The sequence below is a fragment of the Streptomyces abyssomicinicus genome (assembly GCF_008974245.1).
GTDB lineage: Bacteria > Actinomycetota > Actinomycetes > Streptomycetales > Streptomycetaceae > Streptomyces > Streptomyces abyssomicinicus.
Genome location: NZ_BBZI01000005.1, coordinates 189,620 through 213,653 on the forward strand (window position 1 = coordinate 189,620; position 24,034 = coordinate 213,653).

At 75.1% G+C, this 24,034-nt stretch carries 24 protein-coding genes; 16 read left to right on the top strand and 8 right to left on the bottom strand.

Going from position 1 to position 24,034, the window contains the following annotated elements:
* Positions 1–148 precede the first annotated feature (148 nt).
* Together GBN72_RS00850 and GBN72_RS00855 are read left to right on the top strand one after the other, a co-directional pair.
* Positions 149–832 carry a YeeE/YedE family protein gene (locus GBN72_RS00850; RefSeq protein WP_151769668.1) on the top strand — a complete coding sequence of 228 codons (684 nt, stop codon included), beginning with the start codon at positions 149–151 and terminating at the stop codon, positions 830–832.
* On the top strand, positions 832–1,248 hold the full coding sequence (locus tag GBN72_RS00855; protein ID WP_151769669.1) for a YeeE/YedE thiosulfate transporter family protein: 417 nt from the start codon (positions 832–834) through the stop codon (positions 1,246–1,248). The genes GBN72_RS00850 and GBN72_RS00855 overlap by 1 nt, the downstream gene beginning before the upstream one ends.
* A 136-nt stretch (positions 1,249–1,384) precedes the next feature.
* Here GBN72_RS00855 and GBN72_RS00860 read toward each other — a convergent pair whose 3' ends face one another.
* Both GBN72_RS00860 and GBN72_RS00865 read right to left on the bottom strand, forming a co-directional pair.
* Positions 1,385–2,278, bottom strand: coding sequence for an NAD(P)-dependent oxidoreductase (locus GBN72_RS00860; RefSeq protein WP_151769670.1), 894 nt, complete (start codon positions 2,276–2,278; stop codon positions 1,385–1,387).
* A complete protein-coding gene (locus tag GBN72_RS00865; RefSeq protein ID WP_218042000.1) occupies positions 2,275–3,198 on the bottom strand; it encodes an NAD(P)-dependent oxidoreductase in 924 nt (307 codons plus the stop codon). The genes GBN72_RS00860 and GBN72_RS00865 overlap by 4 nt, the downstream gene beginning before the upstream one ends.
* Positions 3,199–3,284: 86 nt before the next feature.
* Between GBN72_RS00865 and GBN72_RS00870 the strand changes: the two genes are divergently transcribed.
* From GBN72_RS00870 to GBN72_RS00910, 8 genes are all read left to right on the top strand, one after another.
* Complete coding sequence (locus GBN72_RS00870; protein ID WP_151769671.1) at positions 3,285–3,665, top strand: winged helix-turn-helix transcriptional regulator; 381 nt, start codon at positions 3,285–3,287, stop codon at positions 3,663–3,665.
* 197 nt (positions 3,666–3,862) lie between these two features.
* Entirely contained in the window at positions 3,863–4,600 is a 738-nt protein-coding gene (locus GBN72_RS00880) for a dienelactone hydrolase family protein (protein ID WP_151769673.1), read from the top strand.
* A 111-nt stretch (positions 4,601–4,711) separates the two neighbouring features.
* Complete coding sequence (locus GBN72_RS00885) at positions 4,712–5,542, top strand: isocitrate lyase/PEP mutase family protein (protein ID WP_151769674.1); 831 nt, start codon at positions 4,712–4,714, stop codon at positions 5,540–5,542.
* Between the two features lie 95 nt (positions 5,543–5,637).
* Complete coding sequence (locus GBN72_RS00890; RefSeq protein ID WP_246212325.1) at positions 5,638–6,510, top strand: SDR family oxidoreductase; 873 nt, start codon at positions 5,638–5,640, stop codon at positions 6,508–6,510.
* Between the two features lie 167 nt (positions 6,511–6,677).
* Entirely contained in the window at positions 6,678–7,172 is a 495-nt protein-coding gene (locus GBN72_RS00895) for an SRPBCC family protein (protein ID WP_151769676.1), read from the top strand.
* 10 nt (positions 7,173–7,182) lie between these two features.
* On the top strand, positions 7,183–8,820 hold the full coding sequence (locus GBN72_RS00900) for a phytoene desaturase family protein (protein ID WP_151769677.1): 1,638 nt from the start codon (positions 7,183–7,185) through the stop codon (positions 8,818–8,820).
* Positions 8,821–9,154: 334 nt separating this feature from the next.
* Positions 9,155–10,153, top strand: a complete 999-nt coding sequence (locus GBN72_RS00905) for a dihydroxyacetone kinase subunit DhaK (RefSeq protein WP_151769678.1) — start codon at positions 9,155–9,157, stop codon at positions 10,151–10,153.
* A 26-nt stretch (positions 10,154–10,179) separates the two neighbouring features.
* Positions 10,180–10,869: a DAK2 domain-containing protein gene (locus GBN72_RS00910; RefSeq protein ID WP_151769679.1), complete on the top strand. Its 690-nt coding sequence runs from the start codon at positions 10,180–10,182 to the stop codon at positions 10,867–10,869.
* A 113-nt stretch (positions 10,870–10,982) separates the two neighbouring features.
* Here the strand turns inward: GBN72_RS00910 and GBN72_RS00915 are convergent, their stop codons facing one another.
* The 3 genes from GBN72_RS00915 to GBN72_RS00920 all read right to left on the bottom strand — a co-directional run bounded on the left by GBN72_RS00915 (position 10,983) and on the right by GBN72_RS00920 (position 14,023).
* Positions 10,983–11,666 carry an HAD family hydrolase gene (locus GBN72_RS00915; RefSeq protein ID WP_151769680.1) on the bottom strand — a complete coding sequence of 228 codons (684 nt, stop codon included), beginning with the start codon at positions 11,664–11,666 and terminating at the stop codon, positions 10,983–10,985.
* Positions 11,667–12,277: 611 nt separating this feature from the next.
* Positions 12,278–12,433, bottom strand: coding sequence for a DUF6131 family protein (locus GBN72_RS33925; protein WP_164540305.1), 156 nt, complete (start codon positions 12,431–12,433; stop codon positions 12,278–12,280).
* A 162-nt stretch (positions 12,434–12,595) separates the two neighbouring features.
* Positions 12,596–14,023: a cryptochrome/photolyase family protein gene (locus GBN72_RS00920; RefSeq protein ID WP_151769681.1), complete on the bottom strand. Its 1,428-nt coding sequence runs from the start codon at positions 14,021–14,023 to the stop codon at positions 12,596–12,598.
* A 307-nt stretch (positions 14,024–14,330) separates the two neighbouring features.
* Between GBN72_RS00920 and GBN72_RS00925 the strand changes: the two genes are divergently transcribed.
* Positions 14,331–15,452, top strand: a complete 1,122-nt coding sequence (locus tag GBN72_RS00925) for a winged helix DNA-binding domain-containing protein (protein WP_151769682.1) — start codon at positions 14,331–14,333, stop codon at positions 15,450–15,452.
* A 120-nt stretch (positions 15,453–15,572) separates the two neighbouring features.
* Here GBN72_RS00925 and GBN72_RS00930 read toward each other — a convergent pair whose 3' ends face one another.
* Both GBN72_RS00930 and GBN72_RS00935 read right to left on the bottom strand, forming a co-directional pair.
* Positions 15,573–17,186, bottom strand: coding sequence for an MFS transporter (locus GBN72_RS00930; RefSeq protein WP_151769683.1), 1,614 nt, complete (start codon positions 17,184–17,186; stop codon positions 15,573–15,575).
* Positions 17,187–17,437: 251 nt separating this feature from the next.
* Positions 17,438–18,214, bottom strand: a complete 777-nt coding sequence (locus GBN72_RS00935; RefSeq protein ID WP_151769684.1) for an IclR family transcriptional regulator — start codon at positions 18,212–18,214, stop codon at positions 17,438–17,440.
* Positions 18,215–18,285: 71 nt separating this feature from the next.
* Between GBN72_RS00935 and GBN72_RS00940 the strand changes: the two genes are divergently transcribed.
* From GBN72_RS00940 to GBN72_RS00960, 5 genes are read left to right on the top strand one after another with little or no spacing between them, the layout of a single operon-like run.
* On the top strand, positions 18,286–19,455 hold the full coding sequence (locus GBN72_RS00940) for a cupin domain-containing protein (protein ID WP_151769685.1): 1,170 nt from the start codon (positions 18,286–18,288) through the stop codon (positions 19,453–19,455).
* A complete protein-coding gene (locus GBN72_RS00945) occupies positions 19,452–20,291 on the top strand; it encodes a fumarylacetoacetate hydrolase family protein (RefSeq protein WP_151769686.1) in 840 nt (279 codons plus the stop codon). The genes GBN72_RS00940 and GBN72_RS00945 overlap by 4 nt, the downstream gene beginning before the upstream one ends.
* Positions 20,291–21,001: a maleylpyruvate isomerase family mycothiol-dependent enzyme gene (locus tag GBN72_RS00950; RefSeq protein ID WP_151769687.1), complete on the top strand. Its 711-nt coding sequence runs from the start codon at positions 20,291–20,293 to the stop codon at positions 20,999–21,001. Before GBN72_RS00945 ends, GBN72_RS00950 begins: the two co-directional genes overlap by 1 nt.
* A 34-nt stretch (positions 21,002–21,035) precedes the next feature.
* The gene (locus tag GBN72_RS00955; RefSeq protein ID WP_151769688.1) at positions 21,036–22,331 is read left to right on the top strand and encodes an FAD-dependent oxidoreductase; all 1,296 of its coding nucleotides are present in this window, start codon (positions 21,036–21,038) and stop codon (positions 22,329–22,331) included.
* Positions 22,332–22,389: 58 nt separating this feature from the next.
* Positions 22,390–22,998: a TetR/AcrR family transcriptional regulator gene (locus GBN72_RS00960; RefSeq protein ID WP_151769689.1), complete on the top strand. Its 609-nt coding sequence runs from the start codon at positions 22,390–22,392 to the stop codon at positions 22,996–22,998.
* Positions 22,999–23,092: 94 nt separating this feature from the next.
* On the opposite strand, the gene GBN72_RS00965 is transcribed toward GBN72_RS00960, so the two are convergent.
* On the bottom strand, positions 23,093–24,025 hold the full coding sequence (locus GBN72_RS00965; RefSeq protein WP_151769690.1) for a LysR family transcriptional regulator: 933 nt from the start codon (positions 24,023–24,025) through the stop codon (positions 23,093–23,095).
* Positions 24,026–24,034 lie beyond the last annotated feature (9 nt).

Genomic DNA, 24,034 nt, shown 5'->3' on the forward strand with positions numbered 1-24,034 from the left:
CCGCGCCGAGGCCCGTCACGCACGACCGGCCGTCATCACCTCCGGGGGTCTCCCGGCCTCATGCGCACCCCACCCGACACGGGCGGCAGGCGCGCGGCTCCCGGCGCGGCTGGTGGGCCCGGTTCACCGATTGGATGAGAGGAGCCGCATGACCACCTACTGGCCCTGGTGGGCGGGTGCCGTCGGACTCGCTCTGGTCACCGTGTACTACTCCCTCGCCACCGACCGGTCCTTCGGGGTGTCGTCCGCGTGGGACCGCGTGCTGCACTGGCGCCGCGAACGCCGCCTGGAGCGGATGGACGAGGAATTCGCCGACAACCAGGCTCTCGCCGAGGCGCTCGCGGCGGCCACGGCCGAGCATTTCGGCACCGGCCCGTCCGCCGCGCAGCAGGTCGCACACGGGCAGTCGTGGCCGCACCGGGCGGACGTCCACGGGCAGTCGTGGCCGCAGCGGGCGGACGTCGAACCGCCGGTGAGTGACGCCCCCACTCCCACGAGCGTGCGCCCGGCCCCGCTGGTCACCCAGGCCGCCCTGCTGGTCTCGATCTTCCTCGGCGGGCTGATCGCCGCGGTCACCTCCGGGCGGTTCGACCTCCGCCTCGACATGGGCCCGGGTTTCCGGAGCCTGGTGACCGCGGATCCGACCATGATGATCGTCCTCCTGTTCACGGGAGGCGTGCTGGTCGGCTTCGGCACCCGGCTGGCGGGCGGCTGCAGCTCCGGCCACGGGCTCAACGGCTGCGGCCGTCTGAGCCCGGTCAGCATCGTCGCGACCGCCGTGTTCTTCGGCACCGCCGCCGCGGTGTCGTTCCTCCTGTGGAAGGTGTTCTGATGCGTACCCGGGGCGCGATACTGCTGGCCACCGTCGTCACCGGACTGGGCCTCGGCTTCACCGTCACCAACATCGGCTTCGGCGACTACGCCGAGCTGAACCGCATGTTCACCTTCCAGGACCCCCGCATGCTCCTCTCCTTCGGCGGCGCCGTGGTGATCATCGCGTGCGTGTTCGCGCTGCTGCGGGTCCGCCGTACCCCTGGGCGGATCCACGCCGGCGTGATCCCTGGCGCGGTGCTGTTCGGAACCGGCTGGGCGATCTCGGGCGGGTGCCCCGCGATCCCGATCATCCAGGTCGCCGGCGGATACCTGCCCGCCCTGGTCACCATCGTCGGCGTCGTCGTCGGGATCCGGCTGTGCCGCTGGTCCAACGGCCGGTACTTCCACCTCGACCGCGGCTCCTGCGGGCTGTGACCGACGGCGCGGGTCGGCCGAGGACCCGGCCGGCCCCCGCCGGAGGCGCGGTCGCCCGGCCGCCCGGTCGCCCGGTCGCACGGCGAACCGGTGGGCTGCGGCGGAGTGGCACTGCCGACCGGAGCGCCCGCCGGGATCAACCGGCCGGCGCCGTTCGCGGCGTCCTGATGCCGTCGACGATGCGGGTCCAGTTGTCCTTCCCGCGGCCGTCGGCGATCGCGCGCCGGTAGTGCGCCTGCACGGCACGGGGGAGGGCGAGGTCGACCCCGGCGCCGCCGCTGGCGGCGACGATGTGGTCCGCCGTCGCGCCCATCATGGTCACCGTGCTCAGGTGGCCCGGATGCTCGCCGGCGTCGATCTGCGGGCCGATGTCCTCGCCGGCCTGGAGCATCGCCGGGATGCCGGTGAACGTCGGCATCAGCTCCGAGACCGCCTCCGCCGCGGTGATGCCGGCCGAGCCCAGCAGCGCGGTGGCGTGCATCAGCGCCGAGAGGCTCGTCAGGAACACGTCGAGGTGTGCGAGGTACATCAACTGCGCCAGCCCGGCGTCCTCGCCGAGGTGGCGCGGCGCTCCGAGCCGGGCCAGTACCGGGCGGTGCGCCTCGAAGACCCCGCGCGGTCCGCTGTAGTACGCGTACGCCGCCCCGGTGCCCACCATGGGGGCGGGCACCATCACACCACCGGTCACGAAGTGCGCCCCGTGCCCGGCGGCCCAGGCCGCGGCCTCACGGGCCCGGTCGGGGGTGTCCGAGCTCAGGTTGACGACCGTGCGACCGGCCAAGGCCGTGGCCGCGGGGCCGAGAATGTCGTACATCGCCTGGTAGTCGGTGAGGCTGAGGATCACCAGCTCGCTCGCGGCGAGGGCGTCGGCGGGCGAGGCGGCCAGGGTGGCGCCCTCCGCCACGACGTCGTCGGCGCGATGGGCGGTGCGGTTCCAGACGGTGACCGGGTGGCCGGCGGCGAGCAGCGTACGGACCATGGCCTGGCCCATCGGGCCCAGACCGATCAGTGTGACGGGCGTGGCGCTCATGCGGCACCGCCCTCGGCGGAGCCCGCCGTGGGGCCGGCCCCGCGCAAGCTCTCGTAGATCCTCGGCAATCCCTCCGAGCCGTGCCCCGCGGCGATCTGCCGGCTGATCAGCTCCTGGACGGCGGCGATCGGGGCCGGTTCGACATCCTCCTCCTCACTGGCCCGCACGAGGTCCGACAGGTCGGAGAAGTCCAGGCTCTGCTGGCCCGGGACGGTGTAGTCGCCGCCGTCGACGACCTTCGCGTATCCGGCGAGTTCGTGGGTCATGGCGGACAGGAACGGCGCCTGCCGGGCGGCGAAGTCGGACGCGCTCATCCCCATGGAGGCGACCATCGCCGCGCCGTGGAAGAAGCCGGTGAACATCTGGTACATCCCCGACAGCATGGCGAGGTCCACCAACGACGCCCGGCCGGCGTCCTCCCCGTGGAACTCGCCGGCGGGCCAGACGCCGAGAAGGGGGAGCAGGGCGTCGTAGGCCGCCCGTGAGCCGCTGTAGAGGATCTGGCCCTCGCGGGCTCCGATCATGGCGGGCACGGCCATGACGGCGCCGTCGAGGTGGTCGGCGCCGTGCTCGGCGGCCCAGGACGCCAGTTCGCGGGACTCGTTCGGGGTCGTGGTCGTGAGGTTGACAAGGGTGCGGCCGCGCAGTTCCCCGGCCGCCCGGCCGAGGGCTTCCCGCACCGAGGCGTACCCGAGCAGGCAGGTGACGACCACCGGGCTCGCCGCCACGGCCTCGCGGACCGAGCCGGCGGCGTGGGCGCCGCGGGCCACCGGTCCCGCGGCGCGGTCAGGGGTCCGGTTCCAGACGGTCACGGAGCGCCCGGCGTCGAGCAGCGCGGTCGTCAGCGCGCTGCCCATGGCGCCGAGACCGAGCATGCTGACGTCGGTGGGCCCGACCGGATTTCGCGTGGGTTCAGACATGCCGACCATGCTGTACATCGCTGTACCGTGAGGGAAGTACCCACTCTTTACTGCGGTACTTACCTTTTGGTGAGTGAGGAGAAAGCATGACGAAGGCTCCCCGCAACGGCCCCTACATCTGTGGCATCGACGCCGCACTCGACGTCGTCAGCGGCAAGTGGAAGGGCCTCGTCCTCTGGGAATTGCACACGCACGGCATCCGGCGTTTCGCCGAACTGCGCCGTGCGCTGCCAGGAGTGAGCGAGAAGATGCTGACACAGCATCTGCGCCAGATGGAGGAGGACGGACTGGTCCACCGCACCGTCTTCGCGGAGGTGCCGCCGAGGGTGGAGTACTCCCTGACCGAATCGGGTGCGGCGCTGAACGAGGCGCTGCTCCCGCTCGGAGAGTGGGGCCGTGACCGGATACGTCGCCGTGGCCTCGACGTCGTCACGGACCCCGACACCGCGGGCGCCGCGGCCCCTTGACCCGGATACCGGTCGCGCGGCGGGAAACCCGTTGGCGGACCGGCACGGCCGTTGTTAGTCTCCCGACGGCCGTGCGAGAGAACGAGGAGGTGGTAGCCGTGGACGCAGTACCGACACGGGTGCTCCCCTCCGGGGTCACGGCCGGGCGATAGGTCGTCCGGGAGCGCCGTTCACGAGCACTCCCGAAAGGCACGACCATGCAGTTCACTTCCGCAGCCCGCCTCGACGACGGCGTCCTCGAGCGCGAGTTCACCCTCGGCGAGATCCCCGGCACCCTGTGGACGCCCGCGTCCGCCGCCCCCGCCGCACCGGCCCCGCTGGTCCTGATGGCCCACAACAACGGCCTGCCCAAGGCGGACCCCCGGCTGGTGGCCCGGGCCCGGTACACCGCGGCGCGCGGTTACGCGGTGGCCACCATCGACGCCGCCGGGTGCGGGGACCGGCCCCGCTCCGCGGCCGAGGAGCAGGCCCGCGCCGACTTCCGGCGGGCGATGCGGGCGGGTGGGCCCACCGACGAGATCTTCGAGTCCTTCATCGGCCCGCTGGTCGAGAAGGCGGTCCCGGACTGGCGGACCACCCTGGACGCCCTCCTCACCCTGCCAGGAATCGGCCGCGGTCCGGTCGGGTACTCCGGGGGGTGGACCGCCCTCGGCATCCGGCTGGCGGTGGCCGAGCCGCGCATCGCGGCCGCAGGCTTCTTCGCCGGGGGGTACGTGCCCCGCGCCCAGCGTGAGGAGGCCCGGCAGGTCACCGTTCCCCTGCTGTTCCTGCTCCAGTGGGACGACGAGGGCAACTCCCGGCAACGGGCGCTCGACCTGTTCGACGCCTTCGGCAGCGAGGAGAAGACGCTGCACGCCAACCTCGGCGGACACACCGGCACGCCGTGGTTCGAACTGGAGGACGGCTGCCGGTTCCTGGACCGCCACCTGAAGTGACACCGGGCGGTCCGGCGGCCCGCGGCAGGCAGCCGCTTCCGGCGGGGCCTCGCGGAGCGGGTGCGGGACGGTTCGGGGGGCGCCGAACCGTCCCGGGCCTACCGTCGGGGCATGAGGCCCACCACGCGCACACCTGACCGCCGCGCCGACGTGCGGGCGGCGGCCCCGACGACTGCCTTCGCCCGCCTGCACCACCGGGCCGGGCCGCTGCTGCTGCCCAACGCCTGGGACCACGCCTCCGCCGCCGCCCTGGCGGCCCGAGGCTTCGCGGCGATCGGCACCACGAGCCTGGGCGTGGCGGCCGCCGCGGGGCTGCCGGACGGGGAGGGCGCGACCGCCGGGGAGACGCTGGCACTGGCCCGCCGGCTCGGGCGACGGGCGTCCTTCCTGTTCACGGTGGACGCGGAGGGCGGCTTCAGCGACGATCCGCGGGAGGTGGCCCGCCTGGCCCGGAGCCTGCACGAGGCGGGCGCCGCGGGGATCAACCTCGAGGACGGCCGCCCGGACGGGACGCTCGCCCCCGCCGCCCTGCACGCCGCGAAGATCGCCGCGGTGAAGGCCGCCGTGCCCGACCTGTTCGTCAACGCCCGCACCGACACCCACTGGCTGTCCCGCGACGAGGAGGAGACGGCCGCACGGCTCGCGCGCTACGAACGGGCGGGCGCGGACGGGGTGTTCGTGCCCGGGCTGTCCGACCCGGCCGGGATCGCCGCGCTGACGTCGGCGCTCCGCGTCCCGCTGAACATCCTGTACACGCCGAGCGGCCCCGGCCTCACCGAGCTGGCCGCACTCGGCGTGCGCCGGATCAGTCTCGGCTCGCTGCTCTACCGCAGGGCCCTGACCGCCGCGGTGGCCGCCGCCACCGCCGTCCGCGACGGCGACGCGACGGCGGACCTCACCGCGCTGCCGTACCCGGCGGTGCGGGAACTGCTGGGCGAGTAGCCCGCGCGCCGGTGGGGACCCGGGCGGCGGAGGCGAGGCCAGTGGGACAGTCCACGCGGTGCAGAGGACGCCGGCCGCTCAAGGGCCGGGTCGTGGTGGTGACCGGAGCCGCCCGTGGTGTGGGGGCCGCGCTCGCGCGCGACCTCGCGGGACGCGGGGCGCACGTGGCGTTGCTGGGCCACGGCAGGGACCGGCTGGAGCGGCTGGCGGCGGAGCTGCCGACGCCCGCGCAGGCCGTCGAGGCCGACGTCACCGACGACGACGGGATGGCGGCGGCCGCCCGCGAGGTGCGGGAGGGGCTCGGGCTGCCGTCCGCGGTGGTGGCGAACGCCGGGATCGCCGAGGGCGGGCCCTTCGTGAGCTCCGACCCCGCGCTGTGGCGGCGCGTGATCGACGTGAACCTGACCGGGAGCGCCGTGACCGCGCGGGTGTTCCTGCCCGACCTGCTCCGCACCCACGGGTACTTCCTCCAGGTCGCCTCGCTGGCCTCGTTCGGCTCCGCGCCCATGATGAGCGCGTACTGCGCCTCCAAGGCGGGCGTCGAGGCCTTCGCGCACTCGCTGCGCGCCGAGCTGGCGCACCGGGGGGTCGGCGTCGGCATCGGGTACCTGAACTGGACCGACACGGACATGATCAGGGACGGCGACAAGTACCCCGTGCTGCGCGAACTGCGCGGGCACATGCCGCCGCCCGCCCGGCGGATCCACCCGGTCGCCACCGTCGCCGGGCGGCTCGCGGACGCCGTCGAGCACCGCCGTGCCGCCATCTACGTCCCCGCCTGGCTGCGGGCCGTGCAGGGGATCCGCGCCGCGATGCCCGTCGTGGTCACCGCCGTGTCCCGGCACGAGCTGGCCCGGCTGGAGGCGGCCGGGCCGCTGGAGCACACCGGCCCGCTGGGCGCGGGAGGGGCGGCCGACCTGGCCGCCCGCGCGCCCGCGTCCCCCGGGCCGCCCGCGCGCGGGACCTGACGTCCCGGCGGCGCCCGGACCCGGCCGCCGCTCCCCGCCGCCCCCGGAGGGCGGGGCGGCGCCGGACCGCCTCCCGGGTTCGTCCCCGCGCGACGGGGCACCCGGCCCGCGACCATCGGCACCGAGGGCCCCGTCGGCACCGGGAGCCCCAGGACGCGGGAGACGGCATGGCCAAGCGGCACCGGTTGATCAGGGCGACCCCCGAGGAGGTCTGGGGCATCCTCGCGGACGGCGGGCGCTACGCGGACTGGGTGGTCGGGACCGCGCGCTCCCGGCCGGTGCGGGGCGACTGGCCCGAGGTGGGGGCGGCGATCACGTACGAGATCCGGCTCGGCCCGCTGAGGCTGCACAACGAGACCGTGGTGCGCCGCTGCCTGCCCGGCCGCGAGCTGGAACTGGAGGCCAAGGCGGGCCCCCTCGGCACCGCGCGGATCGCGCTGGAACTGCGCTCCTGGGGCGACGACACCCTGATCATCGTCGACGAGCACCCGCTGCAGGGGGCCGGCGGGAAGATCCACAACGTGGCCGTGGAGGCGCTGATCCAGCTGCGGCACCGGGAGATGCTGCGCCGGCTGGAGGAGGTCTGCGAGGAGGCGTGCCGCCGCGACGGCGGACGGCCCGGACTGTCCGACCAGGGCCGCGTCCGGCCCGCCGGAGCCTGAGGAGGCGCACATGCCCGACGCCGTGGTGATCGGCGCCGGCCCCAACGGGCTGGTCGCGGCCAATCTGCTGGCGGACGCCGGCTGGAGCGTCGTCGTCCTGGAGGAGCAGCCCGAACCGGGGGGCGCGGTACGGCACGACCGGGGCGTCGACCCGGAGTTCGTGCACGACCTGTTCAGCGCCTTCTACCCGCTCGCCGCCGCCTCGCCGATCCTGGAGACCCTGCGCCTGGAGCGGTACGGGCTGCGTTGGCGGCACGCGCCGAGGGTGGTCGCGCATCCGCTGAGCGACGGACGGTGCGCCGTGCTGGGCCGCACCCTGGGGCAGACCGTGGCCTCCCTGGAGGGCTTCGCGGAGGGTGACGGCGAGGCATGGCGCGACCTGCACGACGTGTGGGAACGGCTGCGGCCGGACCTGCTGGACGCCCTGTTCACCCCCTTCCCGCCGGTCAAGGCGGGCGCCCGGCTGGCACTGCGGCTGCGCGGCACCGGCGGGCTGCGGCTGGCCCGCAGCCTGGTGCTGCCGGTGCGCAGGCTGGGGGAGGAGGAGTTCCGCGAGGAGGGCGGCCGGCTGCTGCTGGCCGGCAACGCCCTCCACGCCGACCTCGCCCCGGAGGCCGCGGGCAGCGGCGGCTTCGGCTGGCTGATGGCCATGCTCGGTCAGAGCTACGGCTTCCCGGTGCCCGAGGGCGGGGCCGGCGGGCTGATCACCGCGCTGGTGGCCCGTCTGGAGGAACGCGGCGGCGCGGTGCGCTGCGGGCAGCGCGCGGTGGAGATCGTGGTGCGGCAGGGCACGGCGGTCGCGGTACGCACCGCCGACGGGGAGACGTTCGACGCGCGCCGGGCGGTGCTCGCCGACGTCTCCGTGCCGGCGCTCTACGGGGAGCTGGTCCGCCCGGAGCATCTGCCCGACCAGGTCCTGAAGGACCTCGAGCGGTTCCAGTGGGACTTCGCCACCTTCAAGGTCGACTGGGCGCTGGACGGCCCCGTCCCCTGGGCGTCCCCCGAGGCCGGGCAGGCCGGCACGGTGCACCTCGCGGACGGGGTGGACGAACTGACCCGGTTCGCCGCCCAGCTCGCCATGGGCCGTGTCCCCGACCGGCCGTTCTGCGTCTTCGGCCAGATGACGACGGCGGACCCCACGCGCTCCCCGGCCGGCACCGAGTCCGCGTGGGCCTACACCCACGTGCCCCACACGGTGCGCGGCGACGCCGGGGACGAGGGCATCACCGGGAGCTGGGACGCCGCCGAGGCGGAGCGGATGGCCGACCGGGTGGAACGCCAGGTGGAACGCTTCGCGCCCGGCTTCCGCGACCGGATCCGCGCCCGCCGCCTGCTCGCGCCGCCGACCCTGGAGGCGATGGACGCCAACCTGCGCGGCGGCGCGATCAACGGCGGCACCACCGCCATGCACCAGCAGCTGGTCTTCCGCCCGGTCCCCGGCACCGGCCGCCCGGAGACCGCCGTGCGGCGCCTGTACCTGGCGTCCGCCGCGGCCCACCCCGGCGGCGGCGTGCACGGGGCGCCCGGCGCCAACGCGGCCCGTGCCGCCCTGCACGGACGCCTCCCGGGGGGCCTCGCCCGGGCCCAGCGGCTGCTCACCCGGCGCGACCGCAAGGGCGACCGGCGGCCGGTGCCGGACGAGTGGTGACGCGAGCCGGAGCGCGGCGCGCCGGGGCGTGCACCCCACGCGCCGGAGGGCCGCCGCGAGTCCGGCCCGCGGCGGCCCTCCGGCGGGGCGCCGGCCGGGGCCCTGCCGTGGTCCGGAGCCCCGCCGTGGGCCGGGCCCGGAGGGGCCGTGGCGCGTGGTGGCCGGGGCCCTGGAGGCGGGGGCGCGCGGCGCGGCGGGTCCTGCCCCGAGTTGCCGCGGGCCCCCCGTGCGCCCAGCATGAGGGCAGTCGTATCCGGGCAGGATGGCCCAGGCGGGTCCGCCCGGCCACGGGCGGACCGTGGTCCGAGGGCGGACCTGAGGAGGGAGACCCCCGATGGCCGCGTATTTCGGCAACGCCGCCGAGGACCTGGTGCCCGACGCCCTGGCGGGCTTCGCCCGGGCCCACGCGTCCCTGGTGACCCACGACACCGAGCACGGCTACCTGCTGGCCCGGGACCCCGCCCCCGGCCGCCGCGTGGCGCTGCTCTCCGGCGGCGGCTCCGGCCACGAGCCGCTGCACACCGGGTTCGTCGGACGCGGCATGCTCGACGCCGCCGTCCCCGGCCGGGTCTTCGCCTCGCCGCACAACCGCTCCGTCTACGAGGCGTCCGTGGCGGCCGCCCGTGAGGACGGCGTGCTGCACGTCGTCAAGAACTACACCGGCGACCGGATCAACTTCGGCATCGCCGCCGAACGCCTCGCCCGCCGCGGCATCCCCTGCGCCCGGGTGCTCGTCGATGACGACCTCGCCTCGGAGTCGGAGGAGATCCGCGCCGGCCGGCGCGGCACCGGCGGGACCGTGCTGGTGGAGAAGATCCTCGGCGCCGCCGCCGACAGCGGCCTGGCACTCGACGAACTCGCCAAGCTGGGCGGCGAACTGGTGGCGCGCTGCCGCACCCTCGCGGTGGCCTCCCGGGCCCACACCGCCCCCACCACCGGCGGTCCCGCCTTCGAACTCGACGCCGGACAGCTGGAGTACGGCGTCGGCATCCACGGCGAGCGGGCGGACCGGGCCCGCGCCCACGGACCGTCGTCCGAGCTGGTGGCGGAGATGACCGGGTCGCTGCTCCAGACGCTCGCCCCGTCCCGCGGGGACGCGGTGATCGCCCTGGTCAACGGCCTCGGCTCGGTGACCCCGCTGGAGCTGTACGGCATCTTCGGCGAGCTGGGCCGCCTGCTGGACGACCGCGGACTCGACCTGGCGCGCTGCCTCGTCGGCAACTACGTGACGGCGCTGGACATGCGGGGCTTCTCGATCACCCTGATGGTGGCCGACCCCCTCGTGCTGGAACGGTACGACGCCCCCGTCCGTACCGCCGCGCTCAGCTGGTGACCACCGGCAGTCCTGGGAGGCAAGCGATGACCACGGCCCACTTCGACGGCGCGTTCACCGACGGCTGGATACGCCGCTTCGCCGCGTCGGCGCGCGCCACGGAACCCGAACTGACCGCGCTCGACCAGCAGTCGGGCGACGGGGACTTCGGCGTGAACCTCAACGCCGGCACCACCGCCGCCCTCGCGCGGCTGGACGCGGCCGGCCCCCCGGACGCGGCCGGACGCCGGCGGGCCGCGGGCCCGCTGGACGCCGCGGCCACCGCCTTCCTCGACGAGGTCGGCGGCACCAGCGGTCCCCTCTTCGGCCTCCTCCTCCAGTCGCTCGCCGCGGCCGCCGATGTCGAGGACGACCGGCTGACCACTCCCGCGCTGGCCAAGGGAGTGGCCGAGGGCCTGGCCGCCATCCGCCGGGTGGGCGAGGCGGAGCCCGGCGACAAGACCCTCGTCGACGCCCTCCACCCCGCCGCCGAGGCGCTCGCCGCGGCGGGCGCGCCCACCCCGCCCGATCAGGCCCTGCGCCGGGCGGCCGAGGCGGCCTGGCAGGGGGTGCGGGACACCGCGGGGCTGCGGGCCCGGCTGGGCCGCGCCAGCTACCTGCGCGAACGCGCCGCCGACGTGCCCGACCCGGGAGCGGTGGGCGTCGCGCTCTTCCTCACCTCGGCGGGCGGCACCGTCACCGCGCTGACCCCGTACCTGTCACCGGCGGTGAGCTGACCCGTTCCGGCCGGCCGAAGAGGCCCGGGGCCGGGCGACCGACGGTGACCGGGTCCGGGACGGCCGGCGGTGACCGGGTCCGGGACGGCCGGCGGTGACCGCAGGCGGGCGGCTCACCCGTCGGCGAGCCAGCCCCACACCAGTTCCAGCAGCCCCGGATCGGCCAGCGAGCCCACCCACAGGTCGGCGCGCCCGGCGTCCGGCGCGGGCGGCCGCGGGCCCACGCCCACCACGCGCAGACCGGCCTCCCGGGCGGCGTCGACGCCGGTGAGCGAGTCCTCCACGGCCAGCGCCTCGGCCGGTTCCACCCCGCAGCGGCGGGCCGCCGTCTCGTACAGGTCGGGCGCCGGTTTGGGGCGCAGCCCCTCGCCGGGCACCACCACCGGGCCGAACCGGCTCAGCAGCCCGGCACCGGCCAGGCTCGTCTCCACGACGTCGAGAGGGCAGTTGCTCGCCACGGCGAGCGGCAGCCGGGCGGCCAGCAGGCGGACCAGGGCGAGCGCCCCCGGCATGACCACCGGGGCGGCCGCGGCCAACCGGCGGAACTCGTCGAGCAGTTGGCCGGCGAACTCCTCGGCCAGCTCGGGCTTCCCGGACTCCTCGGCCATCAGCCGGCCGCAGGCGCTGTAGTGCAGCCCGGCCGCCCGGTCGGCGAACCGGGGCGCCGGGACGAGGCGGTGGCGGTGCAGGACGCGCAGCCGTGCCTCCTGCCAGTGGGACTCCGAGTCCACCAGGGTGCCGTCGCAGTCGAAGACCACGGCGGCGGGGGACCAGTCGTGCATGCGTCGTTGTGTCATGGCGGTGCCGTTCTCGTCAGAGTGCACCGCCCGCCGCCGTTCCCTGGGCGGGGCGCGGCGGCGGGAGGCGTGGGACCGGCCCGGCCCGTGGATTCGGGGCGGGCTCGCACCGCCGTCGTGGTCGACGGGCGGCGCGGGAACCAAAGGCCTCTGGTCACCCCGGGATCGCCGGCACTGAGCATCCGGATGCGCCGACCGTTACGGGGTGTATGACACCTACTACGCTATGTGTCCACGAGCGTCGAGTCCAAGGTCCACAGGGGTGTTCGAAACGCTCTGCGGAGGTGTGCGCGCGGTCTGATGCGAACGGCGTACGCCGCGCGTGCTCGTGCGTCCGCATATGCCAATGTCCCCTGCGGTGAAGGGAGTTGGGGATGTGGGCGGGAGACTGTGGGCGGGGCGTGAAGATCGCCGGGGCCGGACGGGCGCGCCGCGGCACTTCATCCGGCCGGGTGTCCCCCAACTCGCGCCCGAACGAAGCGCGTTCGGTGTGCGCGACGGCTCACTCCCGGCATGCGGCGCACGCGGTCACCGCCACCGGTGACCGCGTGCGCGGTGGTGCGACCCTCACCGCCGCGGCGACGGCCTGTGACCCTTCCGCCGGGCCGGGATCACCAGTAGTGCTTGCGTCCGCCCACCGCGTGGCCCAGGGCGCCCGCGATCCACAGCACCGCGCCGACGACCACGAGGATGATGCCGATCGTCCAGAGGAAGGCCAGGTCGGCGATGGCCCCGATGATCAGCAGGATGATTCCGAGGAGGATCATGACCGCCTCCAGAGACTGAGTAGTGCCGATTCCAGTGTGCTCCCGCCGCCGGGCAAACGCAGGCCGCGCCCCCGGCCGCGCACGGCTCCCCCGGCTCCCCACGGCAGCCGGGGCCCGCGCCCCGGAGACCCGCGGCGACCCCGCCGGGACCGTCCCGCCGGATCAGCCGCGGTCGCGGTCGCTGTCGCTGTCGCCGCCGCCGTCGCCGCCGTCCCGGCCCCGGGCGTGACGGAAGCGGGCCAGGCCGTCGACGAGGTCGACCAGCGGCGGCGGGTAGCCGAGTCCGGCGCGGCGGTCCTCCGGGAGCCGCCACGGCTCGTGGACGAAGCGCTCCTCCCCCTCCCGCAGTCCCCGCAGCTCCGGCACCCACCGGCGCACGTAGTCCCCCCGGGGGTCGAACCGCTTGCCCTGGACCACCGGGTTCAGCACCCGGTGCGGACGGGTGTCGGTTCCGGTCCCGGCGACCCACTGCCAGTTGAGCTGGTTGTTGACGACGTCGCCGTCCACCAGCAGGTCGAGGAAGTGCCGGGCCCCGATCCGCCAGTCCACGTACAGGGTCTTGGTCAGGAAACTGGCCGCCAGCAGCCGCCCCCGGTTGTGCATCCAGCCCTCGTGGACCAGCTGGCGCATCGCCGCGTCCACCAGGGGGTAGCCGGTGCGGCCCTCCCGCCAGGCGGCGATCTCCTCGTGCGCCTCCGCCTCGCCGCGCCAGTGGTCGCCCCGGGGACGGTAGTCCCGCACCGAGGCGTCGGGCCGGGCCGCCAGCACCTGGTGGTGGAAGTCCCGCCAGCACAGCTGGCGCACGAAGGCGTCCGCCCCCGGACCGCCCTGCTCGCGGGCCCGCCGTACCAGTTCCACCGGTGACAGGGCCCCGAAGTGCAGGTAGGGGGAGAGCCGGGAGGTGGCGTCGCCCGCCAGGTCGTCCTGGCGCCGGTCGTAGGCCGCCGACCCCGACGGCAGCCACCCGGCGAACCGCTCGCGCCCCGCCGTCTCGCCTCCGCGGGGAACCCCCGGCGAGACCCCCGCCGTCGCCTCGCGGGACGGCAGCGGCTCGCCGCGCACCCCTTCGGGGACCCGGACCGCGCGCGGCGGGGGAAGGGGGTCCCGCAGCCGTTCGTCGGACCAGCGGCGGAAGTAGGGGCTGAAGACCGCGTAGTGGCCGGCCCTCGCCGGGGTGACGGCCCCGGGCGCCACGGCGGTCACCACCGCGTCGTGCGGGCACACCGCCACACCCTGCCCGCGCAGCGCCTCACCCAGCCTCTCCTCACGCCGCTGGGCGTAGCCGGTGATCCCGCCGGACAGGTGTACCTCGGTGGCCCCGCACTCGGCGGCGACCGCCGCGACCTCCCGCTCCACCGGCCCGGAACGCACCACCAGCCGCCCGCCGCGGCGGCGCAGCGAGGCGTCCAGGTCGGCCAGGCAGTCCGCGAGGAAGGCGGCGCGGTTGGGCACGTCGAACCCGGCGGCACGCACGCCCGGGTCGCGGACGAAGAGCGGCACCACCTCGTCCGCCGCGGCCAGGGCGGCGGCGAGCGGGGGATGGTCGTGCAGACGCAGGTCCGCGGTGAACAGGACGACCGCCACGGTCATGTCGTCGCTCCCGGTGTCGTTCGGCGCTCCCGGTGCCGCCCGGTGGTACCGGGGGCGGCCCGGCCGGAGGCGGCCGGGGGACGGGTCGCCGCCGGCGGCCACCCGTCCTGGCGAGCATCGCGCCGGACGCCGGTGGGACCGCCACGCCACGCCGGACGGACCCCGGCGGACCCCGGCGGACCCCGCGGGGTCCGCCGGCGCCTGCGTCAAGAGGACGGAAAGTGGCCGCAATCCCGCCTATCGTCGAGACACGGGCGGGGGAGCCCCGCCGCAGCACGGACCACGGCTGAAAGAGGACGGCACCCGTATGGCGATCACCTCGGCCCGCCCGGCCACCCTGTCCCGGCGGGCGCTGAACCGGGCCTTCCTGGCCCGCCAGCTGCTCCTGGAGCGCGCCCCGCTCACCGCGCACGCCGTCGTCGAGCACCTGGCCGGCCTCCAGGCGCAGGCCCCACAGGCCCCCTACGTCGGCCTGTGGAGCAGGACGCGCGACTTCGCCCCCGAGGAGCTGTCCGCCCTGCTGCTGGACCGGTCCGTCGTACGCGTCGTCGTGATGCGGGGCACCGTCCACCTGGTGACCGCCGCCGACTGCCGCCGGCTGCGTCCCACCGTGCAGCCCTGCCTCGACAGGGCGCTGGGGTCGCGGGTGTGGGCGCAGCTGGAAGGGGTGGACCCCGCGGGGCTGGCGGCCGCCGGGCGCGCCTGGCTGGACGGGACGCCGCGCAGCGCGGCCGAGCTGGCCCGGCTGCTGGAGGAGCGGTGGCCCGGCCTGGACCGCTCCCTGCTGGGGAACGCGCTGCGCGTGGTCCTGCCCATGGTGCAGATCCCGCCGCGCGGTGTGTGGGGGCGCTCCGGGCAGCCCGTCTACGCGACCGTGGAGGACTGGTTGTCGGCCCCGCAGGCCCCGGCCCCCGACCGGGAGTCGCTGGTGCGCCGCTACCTCGCCGCCTTCGGCCCGGCGTCGGTGGCCGACATGGGTACGTGGTCCGGACTGACCCGCCTGAAGGACACGGTCGACGCGCTGCGCGGCGAACTGCTGGTCTTCTCCGACGAGTCCGGGACCGAACTCCTCGACCTCCCGGACGCGCCGCGCCCGGACCCGGACACCCCGGCCCCGGTGCGCTTCCTGGCCGAGTTCGACAACGCGATCCTCTCGCACGCCGACCGGTCCCGGATCATCGGCGCCGAGAGCCGGCGGCGGATCATGACCAGGAACGCGGTGATCCCCGGCACCTTCCTGGTCGACGGCTTCGTCCGCGGCACCTGGCGCAAGGTCAAGGAGGGCCGGGCCGTGCGCCTGGCCGTCGCCCCCCACTCCGCCCTCTCCGCGCGGGAGCGCGAGGAGGTGGAGAGGGAGGGGGCCGCGCTGCTGTCGTTCCTGGCGCCCGGCGCCGAGGGCGTCGAGGTCCTGCCGCCCCCTGCGTCTTGACAGGGACTCCTGCACACAGCCGGCCGACACGGCCTCTCGCCGCGGCCTCCTGACGCGACCCGCGCGGACGCCGCCGCCCCACGGCGGCGTGGGGCGGCGGCGCCTCGGGCGGGAGCGGGTCTACACGGTGGCGGGCGCGTGGGCGGGCGCGGCGTCCTCGTGCCGGGCGGCGCGGTCACGGCGGAGACCGCCCATGCCGACGGCGGTCAGCACCGCGGCGAGCGCGGCCGCTCCGGCGCACACCAGGTACGCGGTGCTGAAGCCGCTGCCCAGCGCGTCCAGGGCCAGGTCGTGCGCCGCCGAACCGGGGGCGCCGGGCGGCAGGCCGTTCACCGCGATCGGCCCCTGCGCCTCACCGATCTCCCGGGCCGCGGCCAGCTGGTGGACGGGCAGGTCCGCGCCGGACAGGCTCGCCGCGAACGCGGACCCCGCGCCGCTGAGGGCGACCGCGCCGACGACCACGGGACCGAGGGCGAAGCCCAGGTCGCGCAGCATGTTGGTGGTGGCGCTGGCCATGCCCGCCAGCTTCCGCGGCACGCTGTCGAGCGCCACGGCGGTCACCGAACTGACGGTCAGGGCGAAGCCCACGCCGATCAGCAGGGTGGGCGCGACGAACGGGCCGAGCCCCGGGTCGTGGACGTCGAGCCGGGCGCCCAGCAGGCAGCCGACCGCCATCGCGGCGAAGCCGGAGGTCAGCAGCCAGGAGGCCGGAACCCGGTGGAGGAGACGCGAGACCACCGGGACCAGCACGAAGGCGGGACCCTGCAGGAGCAGGAACGGCACCGCGACACGGATCGGGTCCTGGTGCTGCACCGGGCCCAGCCACATGCTCGTCGTGAAGCAGGCCCCGAGGAAGGCGAGCATGCCGACGACCGCCACCACGGACGACACGGCGAAGGCCCGGTTGCGGAACAGCCGCAGGTCGAAGATCGGGGACCGCGCTCCCAGTTCCACCACGACGAACCCGGCCAGGAAGCAGAGGCCGAGGGCGAGGGAGAGCATCACCGGAAGGGTCGTCCAGCCGGACTCGGGCCCCTCGACCAGGCCGAACAGCACCAGGATCAGGCCGAGGGCGAAGGTGATCTGACCGGCCACGTCGAGCTTGCGGCCCTCGGGCTCCCGGGACTCCGTGGCCAGCGTCGCGGTGAGCACCATGCTGACCAGGGCGAGGCCGACGAGCACCCAGAAGGAGCCGCGCCAGGACCCCACCTTGGCGAACATGCCGCCGAGCAGCGGCGAGACGGCGGCACCGGCGGACAGGAAGCCGCTCCACAGAGCCACCGCCTGCGACCGTTCCCGCGCGGTGCGGGTGACCGAGGTGGCGGCGGTGAGCGAGCCGGGGAACATGGCGCCGGCCCCCAGGCCGTTCACGGCGGCTCCCACCCACAGGGTCCGGACGTCGGGCGCCAGCGCGGCCACGGTGCTGCCCACGGCGACCAGGGCGGTACCGGCCACGACGAGCTTGCGCCGTCCGAAGAGGTCGCCGAGGACGCCGAAGGTGAACTCGAAGCAGACCACGGCGATCATGAAGGCCGCCGTGATCCAGGTGAGCTGGGACCCGTGGGTGTTCAGGTCCTGCTGGAAGAGACCGTTGAGCGAGGCCGGCAGCGCGTTGGCGACCTGGGCCACGAAGACCGCACCGCAGGCGGCAGCCAGTGTTCCCGCGTAGCCCGGTCTCCGGGCGGCCCCCGCGGTTGGGCCCTGGGACGCGGCGGTCCCGTTGTTGAGCGTCATTGCTGTTCTCCCTGGCTGGGAAAGAGGCATCCCGATGGCGGGAGCCGAAGAGCGTGGAAGGACGCGGCTCCGCGGACGCGGTGGGGGGCAGAGGGCTGCGCGTCGCGGCTGCGTGATGCCGGGAGAATGACATTCGCTTTACGTCGCGTCAATGAAATGTTCAGAATCTAAGGTGAACTACTCCGGTGTAAGGCAGGTCCGCTGCGAGGCGGGTCCGGTGCAAGGCGGGCACGCTGCGAGCCGGGCGGGGCTCACCGTGCGACGGTCAGGTCCGTCTCCAGCGCGTGCGCGGACGTCTCCAGGGTGGCGACCAGGGAGCGCAGCCGGTGCGGGTCGTAGCGCACGCTGGGCATCGACACCGACAGCCCCGCCAGCGCGGTGCCGTCACGGTCGCGCACCGGCACGCCGACGGCCACCAGGCCGCGCTCGGACCGCTCCTTGTTGACGGCGAACCCGTTGCGGCGCAGACGCCGCAGCTCCGCGCGCAGCCGCGCGAGGTCCGGCCGGTCCGCCGGGCGGTCCCGGTACCGCTCGGGGGTGTAGACCTCCTCGAGTTCCTCGTCGGTGAGGTCGGCGAGCAGCAGCAGCCCGGCCGTCGTGCGGTGGGCAGGGAAGACCATGCCCTCGCGGGAACCCACCCGCAGCGCCTGCCGGGACTCGACGCTGGCGACGAACCGGGTGGTGTCCCCGGTGCGCACCGTCAGGTTCACCGTCTCGTCCAGCAGGTCCGCCAGCCGGTGCAGGTGGGGCAGGGCCGCCGCGCGCAGCCGGGACGCGAGGGACTGCGAGTGCGCGGCGAGTTCCAGCACCGGGCCGGCCCGGTAGACGCGGTCCTCGCCGTGCACCGCGAAGTCCCGGTAGACGAGCATCGCCAGCACCCGGTGGGCGGTGGACCGCGCCACCCCCAGGCGTTCGGCGATCTGCGAGACGGTCGCGCCGCCCTCCATCTGGAGGATGGTCGCCGCCCGCAGCGCGTGGTCCACGCTGGCGATGGGGTAGGGCGGGGGATTCTTGAGCGGCTTGTCCATGGCGCGGGCTCCGAATTCTGCTGTCCAGAATCTTCATGTTCTCACTCCAGACACGACGCAGTCTGATCAATGTGACTCAGCCCTCCACCGCCCCAGACACCGCCCAGGACTCCCCGGTCCGGCTCCAGGCCGTCTCCGCCGAGGGACAGCCCGAGGTCACCCCGGCACTCGAGGATCTGTACCGGGGCTTCGAACAGCAGCTGCTCGTCCCGCTGTGGACCGAGATCGGCGACCTGATGCCCGCCCACCCGCGCTCGCGCGCCGTGCCGCACCTGTGGCGGTGGACGCGTCTGCGGGAGCTGGCCGCGCAGGCCGGCGACCTGGTCCCGGTCGGCCGCGGCGGCGAGCGCCGGGCCATCGCCCTGGCCAACCCCTCCCTCGGCGGCCGCCCCTTCGCCACGCCCACCCTGTGGGCCGCCATCCAGTACCTGATGCCCGGCGAGGACGCCCCGGAGCACCGGCACACCCAGCACGCCTTCCGCTTCGTCGTCGAGGGCGAGGGGGTCTGGACGGTCGTCGGGCGCGACCCGGTGGCCATGCGCCGCGGTGACTTCCTGCCGCAGGCCGGCTGGAACTGGCACGCCCACCACAACGCCACCTCCGAGCCGATGGCCTGGATCGACGGCCTGGACATCCCCTTCCAGTACGCCAACGAGGCGCAGTTCTTCGAGTTCGGCCGCGACGCGATCGGCGACGCCGAGCGCATCACCCCGGACCGTTCGCGCTCCGAGCGGCTGTGGGGCCACCCCGGCCTGAAGCCCGTCGCCGCCGGCGCCACGGGCCCGGGCTCGCCGCTGCTCGCCTACCGCTGGGAGCACACCGACCGGGCGCTGAGCGACCAGCTCGCCCTGGAGGCGGAGGGCTACGGGGGCACCGTGGAGCCCGGGCACGCCGCGGTCCGCTTCACCGACCCGGCGACCGGCGCCGACGTGCTGCCGACCCTCCGCGCCGAGATGCACCGCATCGCCCGCGGGGCCGAGACCGCCCCGGTCCGTGAGACCGGCTCCTCCGTCTACCAGGTCTTCGACGGCTCCGGCACGGTCACCGTCGGCGACGCCACCTGGTCCGTCACCCGCGGCGACCTGTTCGTCGTGCCGTCCTGGCAGCCGCTGTCCGTCCGCTCCGAGGCCGGCTCCACCGACTCCGACTCCGGCGCCCTGGACCTCTTCCGGTTCAGCGACTCGCCCGTCTTCGAAGCCCTGCGGCTCAACCGCACCCACGTGGAAGGAACCACCCGATGAAGCTCGCCACCCTCCGCACCGACGGCACCACCCGGGCCGTCCGGCTCGACGGCGAGGAACTGGTCGACCTCGGCGTCGCCGACGTGGGCGCGCTGCTCGCCCGGGACGACTGGCGGGAGCTGGCCGCCTCGGCGGACGGCACGAGGTACCCGGTGGCGGGCGCCGACCTCGCCCCGGTGGTGCCCGCCCCCACCAAGGTGGTGTGCGTCGGCCTCAACTACCGCAACCACATCCAGGAGATGGGCCGGGACCTGCCCGAACACCCCACCCTGTTCGCCAAGTTCGCCGACTCGCTGATCGGCGCCCGCGACGACATCCTCCGCCCCGGGGAGACCGACGCCTTCGACTGGGAGGTCGAACTCGCCGTGGTCGTCGGCCGGCCGGTGCGCCGTGCCCGCGGCGAGGAGGCCGAGCAGGCCATCGCCGGCTTCACCGTCCTGAACGACATCACCTGCCGGGACTGGCAGTTCCGCACCCGTGAGTGGCTCCAGGGCAAGATGTGGGACTCCAGCACCCCGGTCGGCCCGTACCTGGTCACCCCGGACGAGCTGCCGGGCGGCGTCCGACCCGCCCTCGACGTCAAGCTCACCGTGGACGGCGAGGTCATGCAGTCCGACACCACCGGGGACCTGCTCTTCGACCCGGTCGACCTGGTCGAGTACGTGTCCACGGTCGTCCGCCTCAACCCCGGCGACATCATCGCCACCGGCACCCCCGGCGGCGTCGGCCACGCCCGCAAGCCGGCCCGCTACCTGACCGGCGGCGAGACGGTCGTCACCGAGATCGAGGGCATCGGCCGCCTGGAGAACCGGGTCGTCGCGGAGAAGTCCGCCTGATGCCCGCGACCCGGACCTTCGCCGACGCCCGCCGCTGGTCGGCCCTCGGCACCGAACTGGTGCTGCGGGCCGCCGCCGGCCTCGACGAGCAGGCCTACGCCGCGCCCAGCGCCCTGCCGCACTGGAGCCGCGCCCACCTGGCCGCGCACGTCGCCGCCAACGCCGAGGCGCTGTCCAACCTGGTGCACTGGGCCGCCACCGGCGAGGTCACCCCCATGTACGCCTCGCCCGAGGAGCGCGCCGCCGGCATCGAACGCGGCCGTTCCCTGCCGGCCGGTGACCTCACCGGATGGCTGCGCCGCTCGGCGGACGCCCTGGAGAAGGGGATGGCCGCGCTGGGCGACGAGCGGTGGCGGACCGAGGTCGTCACCGCCCAGGGCCGGACCGTCCCGGCCACCGAGGTGCCCTGGATGCGCGCCCGCGAGGTGTGCGTGCACGCCGTCGACCTGGCGGCCGGCGTCACCTTCGCCGACCTGCCGGACGACTTCCTCGCCGCCCTGTGCGAGGACGTCGTCGCCAAGCGCGCCACCACCCCCGGCCCGGCCGTCACCCTCCAGGCGCCGGACGCCGCCTGGACGCTGCCGGGCGAGGGCGACCCCGTGCGGGTGACCGGCGGCCTGCCCGCCCTCGCCGCCTACCTCACCGGACGGGACGCCGGCCCGCACGCCGCGGACGGCACGCCCGCCCCCGTGCTGGGCCCCTGGCTCTGACCCAGGCCCCGCCCCGCCACCGAAGGAACTGATCATGAATTCTGAATCCAGCGCCGCGGACCGGCCCGACGTCCTCGTGGTCGGCGGCGGCATCGGCGGCCTCAGCACCGCCTTCGCCCTGACCCGCCGGGGCCTGCGGGTGCGCGTCCTGGAACGCGCGCCGGAGTTCGGCGAGGTGGGCGCCGGCCTGCAGATCGCCCCCAACTGCACCCGCATCCTCGCCGAGTACGGCCTGCTGGACGAGGCCAAGCGGCTGGGCGTCGTCCCCGAGTCCATGGTGATGAGGGACGCGCTCGACTCCACCGAACTGACCCGGCTGGACCTGCGCGACCTCGAACGCCGCTACGGCTTCCCCTACATGGTGATCCACCGCAGCGACCTGCACGGGATCTTCCTGCGCGCCTGCGAGCGCGCCGGGGTCGAGCTGCTCACCGACCGGACCGTCACCGGCTACGAGAACGTCACCCACGACGACGGCACCACCGGCGCCCTGGTCCGCCTGGAGGACGGCGGCGTCCAGGAGGCCCCGCTGGTCGTCGCGGCCGACGGCCTGCACTCCGTGGCCCGGAGGCAGCTCGTCGGCGACGACGTGGTCAGCTCCTCCTACGTCGCCTACCGCGCGGCCGTGCCCATCGAGAAGGTCCGCCACACGGGCCGCGACGGCGGCGGCGTCGCGGAGAAGGACGTCACCCTGCACGTCGGCCCCGGCTGCCACTTCGTGCAGTACGCCCTGCGCGGCGGCGAGATGTTCAACCAGGTCGCCGTCTTCGAGTCGCCCAAGGCCCTGGCCGGCCAGGAGGACTGGGGCACCCCGGACGAGCTGGACGCGGCCTTCGAGGCCACCTGCGACACCGTGCGCGACGGCATCCCGCTGATGTGGCGGGACCGCTGGTGGCGGATGTTCGACCGCGACCCGATCGAGACGTGGGTGCACGGCCGGATCGTCCTCCTCGGCGACGCCGCGCACCCGCCGCTCCAGTACATGGCGCAGGGCGCGATCATGGCGATCGAGGACGGCTGGGTGCTGTCCGAGCACTACGGCCGGATGGCGGAGGCCGCCGGGGACGGCGGGACGCCGGACTGGGACGGCGCGCTCGCGGCGTACGAGGCGGTCCGCGTCGAGCACTGCCGCCGGGTGCAGACCACGGCCCGCTCCTGGGGCGAACTGTGGCACCTCGGCGGCGAGGACCGGGTGCGGCGCAACGAGGTCCTGCTGGCGCGCGACACCTACGACTACTCCTTCACCGACTGGGTCTACGGCCCGACCGCGCTCACCCCCGACGAGGAGCCGGAGATGTTCACGCCGATCCCGGTGACCTCGCGGGACTGACGCGGGCAGCGGGCAGGGGGCGACGACCGCGCGGTCGTCGCCCTCTAGGATCTCGTCCATGGCGAACCTTCGTGAGGCACAGAAGCGGATGACTCGCCGGCTGCTGATGGAGTCGGGACTCGAGCTGTTCACGGCGAAGGGCTACGCCGCCACCACGGTCGACGACGTCGCGAAGGCGGCGGGCACCACACGGGTGACCTTCTACGCCTACTTCCCCTCCCGGGGCGAGCTGATGAAGGCGCTCATCGACGAGCAGCTCAACGAGGTGCTCCAGCGCGTCCGCTCCTCCGAGCACGGCTCCACCGCCCAGGACCTCGTCGCGACCGTCGCCGAGGGGACGCCGGAGGCGATCGCCGCCTGGCTGCGCGCGACCGCGGACAACTGGCCGGCCATCCGGCCGATCATCCGCATCGGCCGCGAGGCCGCGGTGATCGAGCCGGAACTCAAGGACCTGGTCGAGCGCTGGCTGGAGGAGGCCATCAGCGACATCGAGGACGGACTGGAGCGCGCCGGGCGCTTCCGGCCCCACCAGCGCCACTTCCGCGGCGTCCTCGCCATGGCCGAGCTGGACTTCGTCGCCCAGCACTGGGACGGCGCCGACTGGAAGCTGACCCGCGAGCAGATGCTCGGCGAACTCGCCGAGAGCTGGGTCCGGCTCCTCACCTGACACCTCACGCCCTGACACCTCACGCCCCGCCGGCTCACGCCCCGCCGGCTCACGCCCCGCCGGCTCACGCCCCGGCACCTCGTGCACCGGCACCTCACGGCTGCCGCGCCGCCTCCAGGAGCAGTTCCCGGAGCCAGGCGACGAAGTGCTCGTCGGCCGGCCGCGGGTTCCACACCATGTCGATCCCCAGCCCGGGCAGCGGAAAGGGGAACTCCTCGATCCGCAGGCCGGTCAGCGTCCGCATGGCGGCGGCGACCCGGTGCCGCAGCAGGGCGACCCCGCCCGCCCGGGCGACCAGGTAGGGCACCAGCAGGAAGTCGGAGACCAGGCGGCCGACCCGGTAGGCGACGCCGTTCTCCTCCAGCACCGAGTACGGGAAGACCCGGCGGTCGGTGTCGACCACGATGTGCGGCTGCGTGGTCAGGAGGTCGAGCGCGGTCGCCTCCGGCGGGCTGTCCGGGGCGGCCACCACCACGCAGCGGTCGTCGTACAGCCGCTCCCGCGGGTACGGCGAGAAGTGCCCCTCCGAGAGCAGCACCACGTCCACCCCCCGGTCGGTGAAGGTGGCCTCCGTCGGCACCGTGATCGTGTGCAGCCGCAGGGTGGCGTGCGGGGCGCGCTCGGCGACCAGCCGCGCCAGGGCGGGGCCGACCACGAACGCCGTGCTGGTCGTCATGGCGACCGTGACGGCACGCGCGTCGGTGGCCGGGTCGAAACGCGGCAGGTTCACCACGTGGGCCGCCTGCCGCAGCGCCCCGCGCAGCGGGACGATCAGTTCCCGTGCCTTGGGGGTCAGCGTCATGCCCGCGCCCTGCCGGACGACGAGGTCGTCGCCCAGCAGGCGCCGCATCCGCGTCAGGGCGTGGCTCATCGCCGGCTGGGACAGGCCGACCCGCTCCGCCGCCCTGGTCACCGAGCCCTCCTCCAGGAGCGCGAGGAGGGGGACCAGCAGGTTGAGGTTGACCGACGCCAGCCGGTCGAGTCCGGAACCCGAGGTCCCCCCGGTCGCCGGTGCGCCTTCGCTCATGCGAGGGGA

Bases quoted from the DNA above. Each gene is read 5' to 3' on its own strand.
- GBN72_RS00850 (WP_151769668.1), top strand. From the start codon at position 149: ATGACCACCTACTGGCCCTGGTGGGCGGGTGCCGTCGGACTCGCTCTG.
- GBN72_RS00855 (WP_151769669.1), top strand. From the start codon at position 832: ATGCGTACCCGGGGCGCGATACTGCTGGCCACCGTCGTCACCGGACTG.
- GBN72_RS00860 (WP_151769670.1), bottom strand. From the start codon at position 2,278: ATGAGCGCCACGCCCGTCACACTGATCGGTCTGGGCCCGATGGGCCAG.
- GBN72_RS00865 (WP_218042000.1), bottom strand. From the start codon at position 3,198: ATGTCTGAACCCACGCGAAATCCGGTCGGGCCCACCGACGTCAGCATG.
- GBN72_RS00870 (WP_151769671.1), top strand. From the start codon at position 3,285: ATGACGAAGGCTCCCCGCAACGGCCCCTACATCTGTGGCATCGACGCC.
- GBN72_RS00880 (WP_151769673.1), top strand. From the start codon at position 3,863: ATGCAGTTCACTTCCGCAGCCCGCCTCGACGACGGCGTCCTCGAGCGC.
- GBN72_RS00885 (WP_151769674.1), top strand. From the start codon at position 4,712: ATGAGGCCCACCACGCGCACACCTGACCGCCGCGCCGACGTGCGGGCG.
- GBN72_RS00895 (WP_151769676.1), top strand. From the start codon at position 6,678: ATGGCCAAGCGGCACCGGTTGATCAGGGCGACCCCCGAGGAGGTCTGG.
- GBN72_RS00900 (WP_151769677.1), top strand. From the start codon at position 7,183: ATGCCCGACGCCGTGGTGATCGGCGCCGGCCCCAACGGGCTGGTCGCG.
- GBN72_RS00905 (WP_151769678.1), top strand. From the start codon at position 9,155: ATGGCCGCGTATTTCGGCAACGCCGCCGAGGACCTGGTGCCCGACGCC.
- GBN72_RS00910 (WP_151769679.1), top strand. From the start codon at position 10,180: ATGACCACGGCCCACTTCGACGGCGCGTTCACCGACGGCTGGATACGC.
- GBN72_RS00915 (WP_151769680.1), bottom strand. From the start codon at position 11,666: ATGACACAACGACGCATGCACGACTGGTCCCCCGCCGCCGTGGTCTTC.
- GBN72_RS33925 (WP_164540305.1), bottom strand. From the start codon at position 12,433: ATGATCCTCCTCGGAATCATCCTGCTGATCATCGGGGCCATCGCCGAC.
- GBN72_RS00920 (WP_151769681.1), bottom strand. From the start codon at position 14,023: ATGACCGTGGCGGTCGTCCTGTTCACCGCGGACCTGCGTCTGCACGAC.
- GBN72_RS00925 (WP_151769682.1), top strand. From the start codon at position 14,331: ATGGCGATCACCTCGGCCCGCCCGGCCACCCTGTCCCGGCGGGCGCTG.
- GBN72_RS00930 (WP_151769683.1), bottom strand. From the start codon at position 17,186: ATGACGCTCAACAACGGGACCGCCGCGTCCCAGGGCCCAACCGCGGGG.
- GBN72_RS00935 (WP_151769684.1), bottom strand. From the start codon at position 18,214: ATGGACAAGCCGCTCAAGAATCCCCCGCCCTACCCCATCGCCAGCGTG.
- GBN72_RS00945 (WP_151769686.1), top strand. From the start codon at position 19,452: ATGAAGCTCGCCACCCTCCGCACCGACGGCACCACCCGGGCCGTCCGG.
- GBN72_RS00950 (WP_151769687.1), top strand. From the start codon at position 20,291: ATGCCCGCGACCCGGACCTTCGCCGACGCCCGCCGCTGGTCGGCCCTC.
- GBN72_RS00955 (WP_151769688.1), top strand. From the start codon at position 21,036: ATGAATTCTGAATCCAGCGCCGCGGACCGGCCCGACGTCCTCGTGGTC.
- GBN72_RS00960 (WP_151769689.1), top strand. From the start codon at position 22,390: ATGGCGAACCTTCGTGAGGCACAGAAGCGGATGACTCGCCGGCTGCTG.
- GBN72_RS00965 (WP_151769690.1), bottom strand. From the start codon at position 24,025: ATGAGCGAAGGCGCACCGGCGACCGGGGGGACCTCGGGTTCCGGACTC.